At 72.6% G+C, this 12,945-nt stretch carries 8 protein-coding genes; 7 read left to right on the top strand and 1 reads right to left on the bottom strand.

Annotated elements, in window-relative coordinates; all coding sequences use genetic code 11:
• Window positions 1-242: 242 nt before the first annotated feature.
• The 6 genes from BMW99_RS02860 to BMW99_RS02835 all read left to right on the top strand — a co-directional run bounded on the left by BMW99_RS02860 (window position 243) and on the right by BMW99_RS02835 (window position 10,634).
• Window positions 243-1,250, top strand: coding sequence for a LacI family DNA-binding transcriptional regulator (locus tag BMW99_RS02860; protein ID WP_069465471.1), 1,008 nt, complete (start codon window positions 243-245; stop codon window positions 1,248-1,250).
• 271 nt (window positions 1,251-1,521) lie between these two features.
• Window positions 1,522-2,862 carry an ABC transporter substrate-binding protein gene (locus tag BMW99_RS02855; RefSeq protein ID WP_069465470.1) on the top strand — a complete coding sequence of 447 codons (1,341 nt, stop codon included), beginning with the start codon at window positions 1,522-1,524 and terminating at the stop codon, window positions 2,860-2,862.
• Window positions 2,863-2,869: 7 nt separating this feature from the next.
• Window positions 2,870-3,829 (top strand): carbohydrate ABC transporter permease, encoded by a 960-nt coding sequence (locus BMW99_RS02850; protein WP_069465469.1) that lies wholly within the window; start codon window positions 2,870-2,872, stop codon window positions 3,827-3,829.
• Window positions 3,830-3,891: 62 nt separating this feature from the next.
• Window positions 3,892-4,698, top strand: coding sequence for a carbohydrate ABC transporter permease (locus BMW99_RS02845; RefSeq protein WP_069465472.1), 807 nt, complete (start codon window positions 3,892-3,894; stop codon window positions 4,696-4,698).
• A gap of 126 nt (window positions 4,699-4,824) precedes the next feature.
• Window positions 4,825-7,551, top strand: coding sequence for a glycoside hydrolase family 38 N-terminal domain-containing protein (locus tag BMW99_RS02840; RefSeq protein ID WP_075016154.1), 2,727 nt, complete (start codon window positions 4,825-4,827; stop codon window positions 7,549-7,551).
• A 95-nt stretch (window positions 7,552-7,646) separates the two neighbouring features.
• Entirely contained in the window at window positions 7,647-10,634 is a 2,988-nt protein-coding gene (locus tag BMW99_RS02835) for a glycoside hydrolase family 2 TIM barrel-domain containing protein (RefSeq protein WP_069466835.1), read from the top strand.
• 234 nt (window positions 10,635-10,868) lie between these two features.
• On the opposite strand, the gene BMW99_RS02830 is transcribed toward BMW99_RS02835, so the two are convergent.
• Window positions 10,869-11,864, bottom strand: coding sequence for a Gfo/Idh/MocA family protein (locus tag BMW99_RS02830; protein WP_075016153.1), 996 nt, complete (start codon window positions 11,862-11,864; stop codon window positions 10,869-10,871).
• 115 nt (window positions 11,865-11,979) lie between these two features.
• On the opposite strand from BMW99_RS02830, the gene BMW99_RS02825 reads away from it, so the two are divergent.
• Window positions 11,980-12,771 carry a GntR family transcriptional regulator gene (locus BMW99_RS02825; RefSeq protein ID WP_176735426.1) on the top strand — a complete coding sequence of 264 codons (792 nt, stop codon included), beginning with the start codon at window positions 11,980-11,982 and terminating at the stop codon, window positions 12,769-12,771.
• Window positions 12,772-12,945: the final 174 nt, after the last annotated feature.

The raw sequence follows: 12,945 nt of genomic DNA, 5'->3' as shown, positions 1-12,945 counted from the left end.
CGCCCGGCTCACTGTCGTCCAACTGCGCCCGATCGCACCAAGGCGCTCAACATCCACCACGAGAAGGGGGATTGAGCGCACACGATCGAACGCAGTGCAACAGATAGCACCGGATGCCGTGCGCCTGTCAAGAGGTGCGGCACCGCGGAGTGCCCGCGGCGGGAGGCTGCCACGCGGAAGACTGTGGGGCATACTCGGGCGACGCGGGCCCGCCGGTGACCCGCGAGCAGTGGAGGTGCGCCATGGTGTCGTCGTCGGGGCCGGACTCGGCCCGCAGGGTCACGATCCATGATGTCGCCCGGTCCGCAGGGGTCTCCCGGCAGACCGTCTCACGCGCGCTGAACGGCAAGGACGAGATCGAGCGGTCCACCAAGCAGCGCGTCCTGGACGCCGCCCGCGAACTCGGCTACCGGCCCAGCCGCTTCGCCCGCGGCCTGGTCCGCCAGGACACCACCACCATCGGCCTGGTCATCCCGGACCTGCGCAACCCGTTCTTCACCGAGGTCGCCGCCTCCGCCCTGGAGTGCGCCCGCGCCCGCGGCTGGCACGTGGTCGTCTACGACACCGCCGACCGGCCCGCCGAGGAGCTCGGCACGCTCCAGGTGATCGGCTCGCAGGTGGACGGCGTGGTCGGCTACTTCAGCTGTGCCGAGGACGAGCTCGACCGGTACACCCGCGGCATGCCCCTGGTGCTGATCGGCCGCGAGCACCGGATGGCCCGGTTCAGCTCGATCCGGATCGACGGCCAGGAGGGCGTGCGTGAGGCGGTGGCGCACCTGGTCGCCAAGGGGCACACCATGATCGGCATGCTCGACCACGACAACCGCGCCGAACCCAGCCTGCGCCGCGAGTGGTTCACCGCCGCCGCGCTCGGCCACGGCATCGACCCCGGCCGGGTGGCCGGGGCGGAGCAGTCCGCGGACGGCGGCGGGGCGGGACTGCGCGCTCTGCTCGCCGCCCATCCGGAGATCACCGCGGTCTTCACGTTCAACGACATCGTGGCGGTCGGCGCCCTGCGGGAGGCGCGCCGGCTCGGGCGCAGCGTGCCCGCCGATCTCGCCGTCATCGGCTTCGACGGGCTGCAACTCGGCGCGCTCATGGAACCGCCGCTGTCGAGCGTGGCGCTCGACACCCACCGGCTGGGCTCGCTCGCCGTGGAACAGGTCGGACGGCTGCTGACCGGCGCGGATCCGCTGCCGCCGGAGGACCTGGAGGTCCGCGCCGTACTCCGGCCGGCCGGTTCCTCGTAATCTGCCGGACTCGGGATTGACCCGTATGTCTTGACATTCGTCTGGAGCGAAGCGCAGACTTCCGAGCAATTCACGAGCGTCCGTGAACGTTCCCGTGAACGTTCACGGGACGGGGTCCACCAGCCTCGCCCAGCGTTCGGCGCCCGGTGCGGCGCCGCCCGTGTCCGCACCGTCCAGCGCCGAGAACGTGATTCCAACCAGAAGGCAGCCCCGCCTTGAGTGTCAACGTCGACCGGTCCAGCACTGGAGCTGGACGCCCTGGAAGGAACCCATGAGAAACACCGCCTCGCGCGTCCGCCTCGCCGCCGCGGTCACCGCTGTGGCGAGCATCGCCGTGCTCGCCGGCTGCTCGTCGTCCGGCCACTCGGACGGCACCTCGGCCGCCGCCTCCTGCGCGCCCGCGAAGGGCAAGGTCACCCTCCAGTACTGGAACACCGTTCCGGGCATGGACAAGGTCGTCGCTCTCTGGAACCAGCAGAACCCGAACATCCAGGTCCAGATGAAGAACATCTCCAACGACCAGTACGGCACGATCAGCAACGCCCTCAAGGCGGGCACCGCCCCCGACCTCGCGCAGGTCGGCTACGACGAACTGCCCAACCTGCGGACCCAGAACGCCTTCGTCGACGCCTCCGCGTGCGACGCGGCCACCGCGGCCAAGTCGAAGTTCGTGCCCTGGACCTGGTCGCAGACGAGCTTCGGCGGCACCGGCGTCTTCGCCTTCCCGCAGGACACCGGCCCGATGGCGCTCTACGTGCGCAGCGACATCTTCGCCAAGTACCACCTGCCCGTCCCCAAGACCTGGGACGAGTACGCGGCCGACGCGCAGAAGATGCACGCCGCCGACAAGAACCTCACGATGACGTTCTTCGACCCGAACAACGCCGAGTGGTTCAACGGCCTGCTGTGGCAGAACAGCGCCAAGATGTACGCCTACAGCAACGACAAGTGGCAGGTCAGCGTCGACTCGGCGCAGAGCAAGCAGGTCGCCGACTACTGGCAGAAGCTGATCGACGCCAAGACGGTCCGCACCGACCTCGCCAACGGCTCGACCCAGATGTACGCGGCCTACCAGAAGGACCAGATCGCCAGCTACGTCGGCGCCGCCTGGGGCTACAGCATGTTCCGCGACAACCTCCCCAGCCAGGCCGGCAAGTGGTCGATCGTGCCGATGCCCACGTGGGGCACGAACGCCGCGTCCGGCGACTGGGGCGGCTCCACCGTCGCGTTCATGAAGGGCAGCACGCACCTGTACGAGTCGGTGAAGTTCAACAGCTGGCTGAACACCGACCCGCAGGCCCTCGCGCTGGAGAACAAGCTCGGCGGCCTCTACCCGGCGGCCACCGCGGGCCTCCAGCTGCCCTCGCTCTCGCAGGGCGTGCCCTACTACAACAACGAGAAGATCTTCGACGTCTTCGCCGAGTCGTCCAGGAACATCGACACCAGCTTCGCCTGGGGCCCGACCCAGAAGACCGTCAACCTGAGCCTCCAGGACGCGATGGCCAAGGCCGCGGCCGGCAACGGCACCCTCACCGGAGCGCTGTCCACATCCCAGGCCACCGCGCTGAAGTCGATGAAGGACCTGGCCATTCCGGCCGAGGCAGGCAAGTGACCGCAGCATGACTGACACCGAAACCCGCGCACCGCGCGTGGTCGCGGCGCCCGAGCCACCCCGCCGCCGCCGTCGCCGCCTCGGCGGCGGCGGCCCGCGGGCGGGCACCATCGCCGCGTTCCTGACGCCGTTCTTCCTGCCGTTTGTGCTGTTCTACCTGGTGCCGGTGGGCTACGCCCTGTGGCAGAGCTTCCGGGTCGTGCGCCGCACCGGCGGCCAGTACGGCACCTCGTACACGACCTTCGGCGGCTTCCACCAGTACGCGCAGGTGCTGCAGAACAGCGAGTTCTGGTCCAGCATCGGGCGCATCGGGCTCTTCGGCGTCGTGCAGGTGCCGGTCATGCTGTTCGTCGCGCTGGTCATGGCGCTGCTGCTGGACACCCCGCTGCTGAAGATCAAGGCGTTCTTCCGGATCTCGGCGTTCCTGCCCTACGCGGTGCCCGGCGTCATCGCCGCGATCATGTGGTCCTACCTGTACTCGCCGCAGCTGAGCCCGGTGGTCGACCTGCTCGGGCACCTCGGGCTGCACCCGGACTTCCTCGGGCCGGGCGCGGTGCTGTGGTCCGCGGCGAACGTCTCCACCTGGCTGTGGACCGGCTACAACATGCTGATCATGTACTCGGCGCTGCAGGCCATCCCGCAGGAGCTGTACGAGGCCGCCAAGCTGGACGGCGCGAGCAACTGGGCCATCGCCTGGCGGATCAAGGTGCCGATCATCGCGCCCTCGATCGTGCTGACCACGGTGTTCTCGATCATCGGCACGCTGCAGCTCTACGCCGAGCCGGCCGTGCTGCGGCAGATCTCCTCGAACATCTCGAGCACCTTCACCCCGAACATGCTCGCCTACACGGTGGCCTCGGGGAACAACTACCAGCAGGCAGCGGCGATCTCCGTGGTCATCGCCCTCATCACCTTCGTCTTGAGCTTCGGGTTCATGCGACTGACCTCGAAGAGGGCCGGACTGTGAGCACCCCGACCGCGGGCCGCCGGTCCGCCTCCCGAGAGAGCCTCGCCAGCCGCACCGCGGTCATGGCGCTGATGCTCGTCCTGATGATCTACTTCCTGCTGCCGGTCTACTTCCTGATCGTCGCCGCCACCAAGCCGCAGGGCGACCTCGCCGCCACCAACGGCCTGGCCTTCTCCCACTTCAACCTCTTCGACAACCTGCACACGCTGTTCACCCGCAGCGACGGCATCTTCCTGAAGTGGGCGCTGAACAGCGTGATCTACGCCGTGCTCGGCGCGGGCGTGGGCACGCTGATCTCCGCGATGTGCGGCTACGCGCTGGCGAAGTTCGCGTTCCGCGGCCGCGAGTTCCTCTTCTCCGTCGTACTCGGCGGGGTGCTGGTGCCCACCACCGCGCTCGCCCTGCCGCTGTTCCTGCTGTTCTCCTCGATCGGGCTGGTCAACACCTACTGGGCGGTGTTCCTGCCGAGCATCGTCAGCCCCTTCGGCGTCTACCTCGCCCGGATCTTCGCCTCGGCGGCGGTCCCCGAGGAACTGCTGGAGTCGGCAAGGCTCGACGGCGCGGGGGAGTTCCGCACCTTCTTCTCGGTGGCCTCCCGGCTGATGGCGCCGTCGCTGGTGACGATCTTCCTCTTCCAGTTCGTGGCGATCTGGAACAACTTCTTCCTGCCGATGGTGATGCTGCAGAAGGAGTCGCTCTTCCCGGTCACGCTCGGCCTGTTCGAGTGGAACGGGCAGACCGCCCGCGCGCCGCTGCTGCAGGAGTCCGTGATCACCGGCTCGCTCGTCTCGATCGTGCCCGTGATCATCGTCTTCGTCCTGCTCCAGCGGTTCTGGCGGACCGGCCTGGCCGCCGGCTCGCTGAAGTGACCCCGGGCGGTACCGGCGTGCCCCGAGCCGCCGGTACCGCCCGACCCCACCCGCGGGCCCGACGCGCCCGCAGCCCCCTTCGCTCCCCGAGGCCGCCAGGCCCTGCCGACAGAAGGTCGCCGACCCATGCGCAATCCCGCCGTCTTCGTCCCCCACTTCCACTGGGACCGGGAGTGGTACGAGCCGTTCCAGGTGTTCCGGCACCGCCTCGTGACCGCCCTGGACACCGTGCTCGACACCGCCGAGGCGCACCCGGACTTCCGGTTCACCGTCGACGGGCAGATGGCCGCGGTCGAGGACTACCTCGAGATGCGGCCCGAGCACCGCGACCGCGTCGCCGCCCTCGTCGCCGACGGCCGGCTCGCCGTCGGGCCCTGGCTGATCCTCCTCGACGAGTTCCTGTGCTCCGGCGAGACCATCGTGCGCAACCTGCAGATGGGCTGGACCGCGGCCGACCGGCTCGGCGGCGCCATGCGCATCGGCTACCTGCCCGACATGTTCGGCCACGTGGCCCAGATGCCGCAGATCCTGGCCCGCGCCGGGATCGAGCACGCCGCCCTGTGGCGGGGCGTGCCCGGCACGGTCGACGGCCACGCCTTCCGGTGGCGCGCCCCCGACGGCTCCGAGGTCCGCACCGAGTTCCTCTTCGACGGCTACGACAACGGCCTGGACGTGCTTCTGGTGCCCGAGCAGATCGGCCGCGCGCTGCGCGACTACGCCGAGATGACCGCCGAACGCTGGGGCGGCGACCCCGTGCTCGCCATGGCCGGCACCGACCACAACGCCCCCGACCCGCGGCTGACCGCCTGGCTGCGCCACGCCTCCAGCGACGAGCACCCGATCACGGTGGCCACGCTGGAGGAGTACATCCGCGCACACGTCCGCGACGAGCCCAGCGCGGTCGTCACCGGTGAGCTGCGCAGCCACGTACGCGGCAACATCCTGCCCGGCGTGCTCTCCGTACGGCTCGGCCTCAAGCAGCGCATGGCCGCCGCCGAACGCCTCGTCGACCACGCCGAACGGGCCGGCGCCGCGTGGTCGGACCGCGACGGCACACCCTTCCTCACCCTCGCCTGGCACAAGGTCATCGAGTCCACCGCGCACGACTCCGTCGTCGGCTCCGGCACCGACGAGACCTGCGAGCAGGTCGAGGCCCGCCTCGCCGAGGCCGCGCAGGCGGCCCGCGCCGTGCGCGACGCCGCCGTGGCCGAGCCCGCCGCCCGCGTGCCCAGCGACGCCCACCTCGTCGCCAATCCGCTGCCGCATCCGCGCACCACCCAGATCGAGGTGGACGTGGTCGCGCCCGCCGAGGGGGGCGTGCTCGCCGCGACCGCCGCCGACGGCTCGGTCCACCCCGTCCAGCTGATCGCCACGGCGCCCACCGTGCTCAGCGACGAGACGATGGACGCCTCCCAGGTCGAGCGGGTGCTGCGCCGCATCCACCGCCGCGAGCTGTTCGGCCGGCTGATCGACACCTACGAGATCACCCCCGGATCGCTCGTCTTCCACCTCAGCGAGGTGCCCTCCTCCGGCCCGTTCGACCTGCTGATCCTGCGCCGCAAGGTGGCCGAGGCCGCCGCCGCGCACCCGGGGCAGTGGCGGGTGCTCACCCTGGAGGAGGCCCGCGCCACCGCTCTCGCGCCGGTCCACGTGCCCGCCTCCGGCCTGGCCAGCGTCCGCGTAGCCCCCGCCGATCAGGCCCCCCGGCCCGGCTTCACCCCCGCCACCGCCCAGGGCCGCACCCTCGCCAACGGGCTGGTCGAGGTGGCCGTCGCCGCCGACGGCACCCTGGACGTCACCGCGGCCGACGGCACGGAACTGCGCGGCCTGGGCCGGCTCGTCGACGGTGGCGACCGCGGCGACAGCTACAACTACGGCCCTCCGGCCGAGGACGTCCTGGTCTCCGAACCCGACGAGGTCACCGTCGAGGTGCTGGAGCAGGGCCCGCTGCGGGCCCGCACCCGCGTCACCCGCGTCTACCCCTGGCCCGCCGCCCTCACCGAGGACCGCGACGTGCGCAGCCGGGAGACGGTGCCGACGCCCGTGGAGACGCTGGTGGAGCTGCGGGCCGGCGAGCCCTTCGTCCGCCTGACCACCTCCTTCCTCAACCGCTCCGCCGACCACCGGCTGCGCCTGCACGTGCCGCTGCCCGAGCCCGTCGACGGCTCCGCCTCGGCCGGCCAGTTCGCCGTCACCGCGCGCGGGCTGACCGCCGAGGGCGGCTGGGGCGAGCACCCGCTGCCGACGTTCCCCGCGAGCGAGTTCGTCACCGCCGGACCGGCGACCGTCCTGCTCGACCACTCCGCGGAGTACGAGGTCGTCGGGGACGGCACCGAACTCGCGGTCACCCTGCTGCGCGCGATCGGCTCCATCAGCGTCAACATCCACCCCTACCGCGACGAGCCCGCGGCGAGCGAGATCCCCGCACCCGGCGCCCAGGACCTCGGCCTGCGGATCGAGAACCGGCTGGCCGTGCTGCCGTCGGCCGGCGGCTGGCAGCGGGCCGGGGCGGTCGCGATGGCCGAACTCTTCCGCAACGACGTGCTGGTGGCCCGCGGCACCGCCCCCGCGGGCGGCACGCTGCCCCCGGACACCGCGGGCATCGAGGTCGAGGGCGCCGACGTGTTCGTCTCGTCGATCCGCACGGTCACCCCGGCCGGCGGCCCGGCCGGTACCGAGGTGCGGCTCGTCGCCATGAGCGACACCGGCGCCCACGCCCGGGTGACCGGTGCCTTCACCGAAGCGGCCACCGTGGACCTGCTCGGCCGCCCGCTGGCCGGTCCCGCCGCCGCTCCCGGGGCGCTCGGCCTCGACCTCGGCCCCTGGGAGATCCGCACCGTACTCCTGCGCTGACGCGCCGCCCACCGCACCACGGGGTGCCCGCCGGCCGCGCCGGCCCGGCCGGCGGGCACCCCGGAAGAGCCCCTTTCGAGAAAGAGTCGAGACCCGTGTCCTCCCCGCGAACCACCCACGGCAGCCCGCACGTCGCCGACCCCGCACCCGGCTACGGCGCCCTGCGCCCCGCGCGCTCCTGGCTGCACTCCGACGCCCCCTCCCTCTCGCTCAACGGGCCCTGGCGGTTCCGCCTGTCGCCCACGGCGGCGGTCGCCGAGGACTTCGCGGCCGACGCCTTCGACGACGGCGGCTGGGACACCCTGCCGGTGCCGTCCCACTGGGTCCTCCAGGGCGACGGGGCCTACGGGCGGCCGATCTACACCAACGTGCAGTACCCCTTCCCGATCGACCCGCCGCACGTCCCGGACGAGAACCCGACCGGCGACCACCGCCGCCACTTCGCCCTGCCCGACGGCTGGACGGACGCCGAGCGGATCGTGCTGCGCTTCGACGGCGTCGAGTCGCTGTACCGGGTCTGGGTCAACGGCCGCGAGGTCGGCGGCGCGACGGGCAGCCGGCTCGCCCACGAGTTCGACGTCACCGAGGCCGTCAGGCCGGGTGACAACGTCGTGGCGGTGCGGGTGCACCAGTGGTCGGCGGCCAGCTACGTCGAGGACCAGGACCAGTGGTGGCTGCCGGGCGTCTTCCGTGACGTCACCCTCCACGCCCGCCCCGCCGGCGGCATCGAGGACGTCTGGCTGCGCACCGGCTACCAGGACGGGCACGGGCGGATCGATCCCGAGGTGACCGCCGGCCCGGCGGCCTTCCCCGTCACCCTGCGCGTTCCCGAACTCGGCATCGAGCAGGTCTGGTCGAGCCCGGCGGACGTGGCACCGCTGGCCGCCGGTGCGGTGCTGCCGTGGACGGCCGAGGAGCCGCGGCTGTACGAGGCGACGGTGGCGAGCGCCACCGAGACGGTCACCCTGCGGATCGGCTTCCGCACCGTGGAGATCCGCGGCGACCGGTTCCTCGTCAACGGGCGCCGGGTCGTCTTCCACGGGATGAACCGCCACGAGACCCACCCCGAGCGCGGCCGGGTCTTCGACGAGGAGCATGCCCGTGCCGACCTGGAGCGCATGAAGCGCTTCAACGTCAACGCGATCCGCACCAGCCACTACCCGCCGCACCCGCGCCTGCTCGACCTCGCCGACGAACTCGGCTTCTGGGTGGTCCTGGAGTGCGACCTGGAGACCCACGGCTTCGACGCGGTCGGCTGGACGGGCAACCCCAGCGACGACCCGGCCTGGCGCGATGCCTACCTGGACCGCATCCGCCGCACCGTCGAGCGCGACAAGAACCACCCCAGCATCGTCATGTGGTCGCTCGGCAACGAGGCCGGCACCGGCACCAACCTCGCGGCGATGTCCGCCTGGGTGCACGCCCGCGACGGCGGCCGCCCCGTGCACTACGAGGGCGACCACACCGGCGCCTACACCGACGTCTACTCCCGGATGTACTCCTCCGTGCCGGAGACCGAGCAGATCGGCACCGACGGCTCGCGCGCCCCGCTGCTGAACTGCACCCCCGCGCAGGGTGCCCACCAGCGCACCAAGCCGTTCGTGCTGTGCGAGTACGCGCACGCGATGGGCAACGGCCCCGGCGCGCTCGACCAGTACGAGGCCCTGGTGCACGCCCACCCGCGGCTGCACGGCGGCTTCGTCTGGGAGTGGCGCGACCACGGCATCGCCACCGCCGCCTCCGACGGCACCCCGTACTTCGGGTACGGCGGCGACTTCGGCGAGGTGGTCCACGACGGCAACTTCGTCATGGACGGCATGCTGCTCAGCGACGACGTGCCCACGCCGAGCCTGTACGAGTTCAAGGCCGTCGTGCAGCCGGTGCGCTTCTCCTTCGGCGCCGGCACCGTGGAGATCGCCAACCTGCGGCACTCCGCCGACACCTCCGACCTGCGTTTCCGCTGGCGGGTCGAGCACGACGGCGTCCAGGTCGCCGGGGGCGGCCTGGAGGTGCCGGCGGTGCCCGCCGGGGAGTCGGTGACCGTGCCGCTGCCGGCCGTTCCGGTGGCCGGCGACGCCGAGACCTGGCTGACGGTCGAGGCGGTACTGGCCGCCGCGACCGCCTGGGCCGAGGCGGGCCACGAGGTCGCCACCGCCCAGCAGGACCGCTCGGTGCCCCGCCCCGCGCCCACCGCGCGGACGCGCGGCGACTGGCGTCCTGCCGAGGGCACCCTCACCCTCGGCATCGCCGAGTTCGCCGCCGGATCGCTGGTGCGGCTGGCCGGACGGCCCGTCACCGGCCCGGCGCTGGAGCTGTTCCGGGCCCCCACCGACAACGACGAGGGCACGTCCGGTGCGGTCGAGGAGAGCGACGCGAGCGTCGCCGGGATCTCCAACGCCGCGCTGTGGCGGCGCGACGGCCTCGACCGGCTGACGACCCGCCGGATATCGGTGGAGTGCGCCGACGGCGCGCTGCGCACCGTCGACCGCGTCTCGGCCGCCAACTCCGGCCTGTGGGTGACCGTGGAGTCCACCTGGTCGCTGGAGGACGGCGAGCTGGAACTGCGGGTGGAGACCGCCCCCTCGCGCGGCTGGTCCACGGTGTGGCCGCGGATCGGTGTCCGCTTCGAACTGCCGGACGCGGGCGCGCCGGTGGACGGCGCGGAGTGGTTCGGCGCCGGCCCGCTGGAGTCCTACCCGGACAGCATGGCGGCGGCCCGCGTCGGCCGGTTCGCCGCGGGCGTCGGGGAGTTGTCCGTGGACTACGCCCGGCCGCAGGAGACCGGACACCGCTCGCAGGTGCGGGAGTTGACGCTGACCAGCGCGGGCACGGGCGTGCTGCGGGTGACGGCCTGCCCCGACGGGCGCGGCCGGCGGCCCGGGTTCAGCCTGGGCCGGCACACTCCGCAGCAGATCGCCGGCGCCGCCCACCCGTTCGAGCTGCCGGTGTCCGCGGCCGGGCACCTCATCATCGACGCGGCCCAGCACGGACTCGGCTCGCGGGCCTGCGGGCCCGACGTGTGGCCGCCGTTCGCGCTGCGTCCCGAGGCCCGCACCATCAGGCTGCGGCTGCGGGCGGGCTGACGCGTGACCGGCCCGCGGTCCTTCCGTACGCGGCGCGGCATCCGATGCCGCGCCGCGTACGGCGCGGGTCCGCCGCGCCGTCCCGGCGGCGGACGGCGGCCGGGACCGGGGCGCGGGGGATGCCCCGCGCCCGGTGCGGCGGCCCGGGAACCGCACGCGGCCTGGGCCGCGCCGGGACGGCTCGCGACCGCGACGGGAGGCAGTCGCCGCGGCCGCGAGTGCGGTGGCGGGCCGTCAGCCCACGTCGGCCACCCGGACCGGGCGGCCCTCCAGGCGCGAGCGCGTGGCGGCCTCCGCGATCGCCAGGGCCGCGCGGGCGTCCTGCCCGGTGCAGGGGCTCGGCCGGGTGCCGGCGACCACCTCGGTGAAGGCGGCCAACTCGGCCCGGTAGGCGTCCCGGAACCGCTCCATGAAGCCGCCGTAGGGGGCTCCCGCGGGCCAGGAACCGCCCTCGGCGGAAGTCAGCGGGCTCTGGTCGGTCAGGCCCGCGGCCAGGGTGCCCTCGGAGCCGCAGACCTCCAGGCGCACGTCGTAGCCAGCGCCGTTGTAGCGGGTGGCGGTGCAGGTGGCCAGGGTGCCGTCGTCGAACGTGAGCAGGCTGACGGCGGTGTCGACGTCCCCGGCGGCGGCGAAGAAGTCCTCGCCGCGGTTGGCGCCGGTGGCGTAGACCTCGGTGACCTCGCGCCCGGTGACCCAGCGGACGATGTCGAAGTCGTGCACCGAGCAGTCGCGGAAGATGCCGCCGGAGGCCGGGATGTAGCCCGGGTGCGGCGGGGCGGGGTCGGCGGTGACGGCGCGCAGCGTGTGCGTCCAGCCGAGCCGCCCGTCCGCGACGGCCTCGCGCAGTGCCTGGTACCCGGCGTCGAAGCGGCGCTGGAAGCCTATGTGGAGCGGGACTTCGGTCTCGTCCAGCGCGGCGAGCACCGCGTCGGTCTCGGCGAGGGTGCCGGACACCGGCTTCTCGCAGAAGGTCGCCAGGCCCGCCTTGCGGGCGGCCAGGATCAGCTCGGCGTGGAAGGCGGTGGGCGCGGCGATCACCACGCCGTCCAGGTCCGCGCCGAACAGGCCGTCCAGGTCGCCGGCGTACTGCGCGCCCACCCGGTCGGCCACGGTACGGGCGGAGCGTTCGTCGGCGTCGTGCACCACGAGGCCGGTCACGGCGTCCAGGCCGGCGAGAGTGGCGGCATGGAAGGCGCCGATGCGGCCCGTGCCGATGAGTCCGATGCGCATGTGCGGGTGCCTTTCGAGCGGAGCGCGGGAAGCGGCCTCTTGCTTTCTACTCTTCGATGGATGACAAGGCAAGAGTTTGTTATGACATATGGACGTACAGAGATTACGCTGCCTGATGAGTCATACTGGGGTGCGTCGGCAGAAGTCTCCAGGAGGGGTGCACGTGGAGTCGCTCGCGCAGCAGATCACCATCGACCGCAGCAGCCCGGTCCCGCTGTACTTCCAGTTCGCCCAGCAGCTGCAGCACCTCATCGAGTCCGGGGTGCTGCCGCCCGGCACCCGGCTGAGCAACGAGGTCGCGATGGCCGATCAGTTCGGGCTCTCCCGCCCGACGATGCGTCAGGCCATGCAGCACCTCGTCGACAAGGGCCTGCTGGCCCGCAAGCGCGGCGTCGGCACCCAGGTGGTGGCGAACCGCATCCGCCGCCAGCTGGAGTTCACCAGCCTCTACGAGGACCTGGCCCGCGACCGCCGGCACCCGGCCACCGAACTGCTCTCCATGGCGACGGTCCCCGCCGGGCCCGAGGTCGCCGCCGCCCTCCATGTCGAGGAGGGTGCCGAGGTGGTGGCGCTGGAGCGGCTGCGGCTGGCCGACGGCGAGCCGATAGCGCTGCTGCACAACCACCTGCCGGCCGGCCTGGTCGACCTCACCCCGAAGGCGCTGGCGGGTGCCGGGCTCTACCAGTTGCTGCGCCGCGCGGGCGTCGTGCTCAGTACCGCGGAGCAGGTCATCGGCGCCCGCCGGGCGACCGCGGCCGAGGCGCGGCTGCTGGACGAGAGCCGCGGGGCCACCCTGCTGACCATGGTCCGTACCGCGCGCGACGCCACGGACCGGCCGGTGGAGTACGGCTCGCACGTCTACCGCGCCTCGCGCTACGCGTTCGAGATGACGGTCGCCGCGCACTGATCCGCGGTCAGCGGCCGTCCTGCCCGCTGATTGCCTGCCTGAAGGTCCGAATGTCAGGACAAACTATTGACAGGGTGTCGGCTTCGGAGGCAGGCTCGGTGCACACGCTCGGGCCGTGCGCCCGGGTGAGGGGTGCGGGTCGCCGCACCTCGCCGTACGCGGCGGCACCACGCC

Origin of the sequence: Actinacidiphila rubida (genome assembly GCF_900110255.1) — a bacterium.
Taxonomy (GTDB): domain Bacteria; phylum Actinomycetota; class Actinomycetes; order Streptomycetales; family Streptomycetaceae; genus Actinacidiphila; species Actinacidiphila rubida.
Note: the sequence above shows the minus strand (reverse complement) of the source record. Positions and strands in the feature narration are given on the sequence as shown.

Excerpts from the sequence above, each read along its gene's own strand:
- BMW99_RS02860 (WP_069465471.1), top strand. The coding sequence starts at position 243 with ATGGTGTCGTCGTCGGGGCCGGACTCGGCCCGCAGGGTCACGATCCAT.
- BMW99_RS02855 (WP_069465470.1), top strand. The coding sequence starts at position 1,522 with ATGAGAAACACCGCCTCGCGCGTCCGCCTCGCCGCCGCGGTCACCGCT.
- BMW99_RS02850 (WP_069465469.1), top strand. The coding sequence starts at position 2,870 with ATGACTGACACCGAAACCCGCGCACCGCGCGTGGTCGCGGCGCCCGAG.
- BMW99_RS02845 (WP_069465472.1), top strand. The coding sequence starts at position 3,892 with ATGGCGCTGATGCTCGTCCTGATGATCTACTTCCTGCTGCCGGTCTAC.
- BMW99_RS02840 (WP_075016154.1), top strand. The coding sequence starts at position 4,825 with ATGCGCAATCCCGCCGTCTTCGTCCCCCACTTCCACTGGGACCGGGAG.
- BMW99_RS02830 (WP_075016153.1), bottom strand. The coding sequence starts at position 11,864 with ATGCGCATCGGACTCATCGGCACGGGCCGCATCGGCGCCTTCCATGCC.
- BMW99_RS02825 (WP_176735426.1), top strand. The coding sequence starts at position 11,980 with ATGAGTCATACTGGGGTGCGTCGGCAGAAGTCTCCAGGAGGGGTGCAC.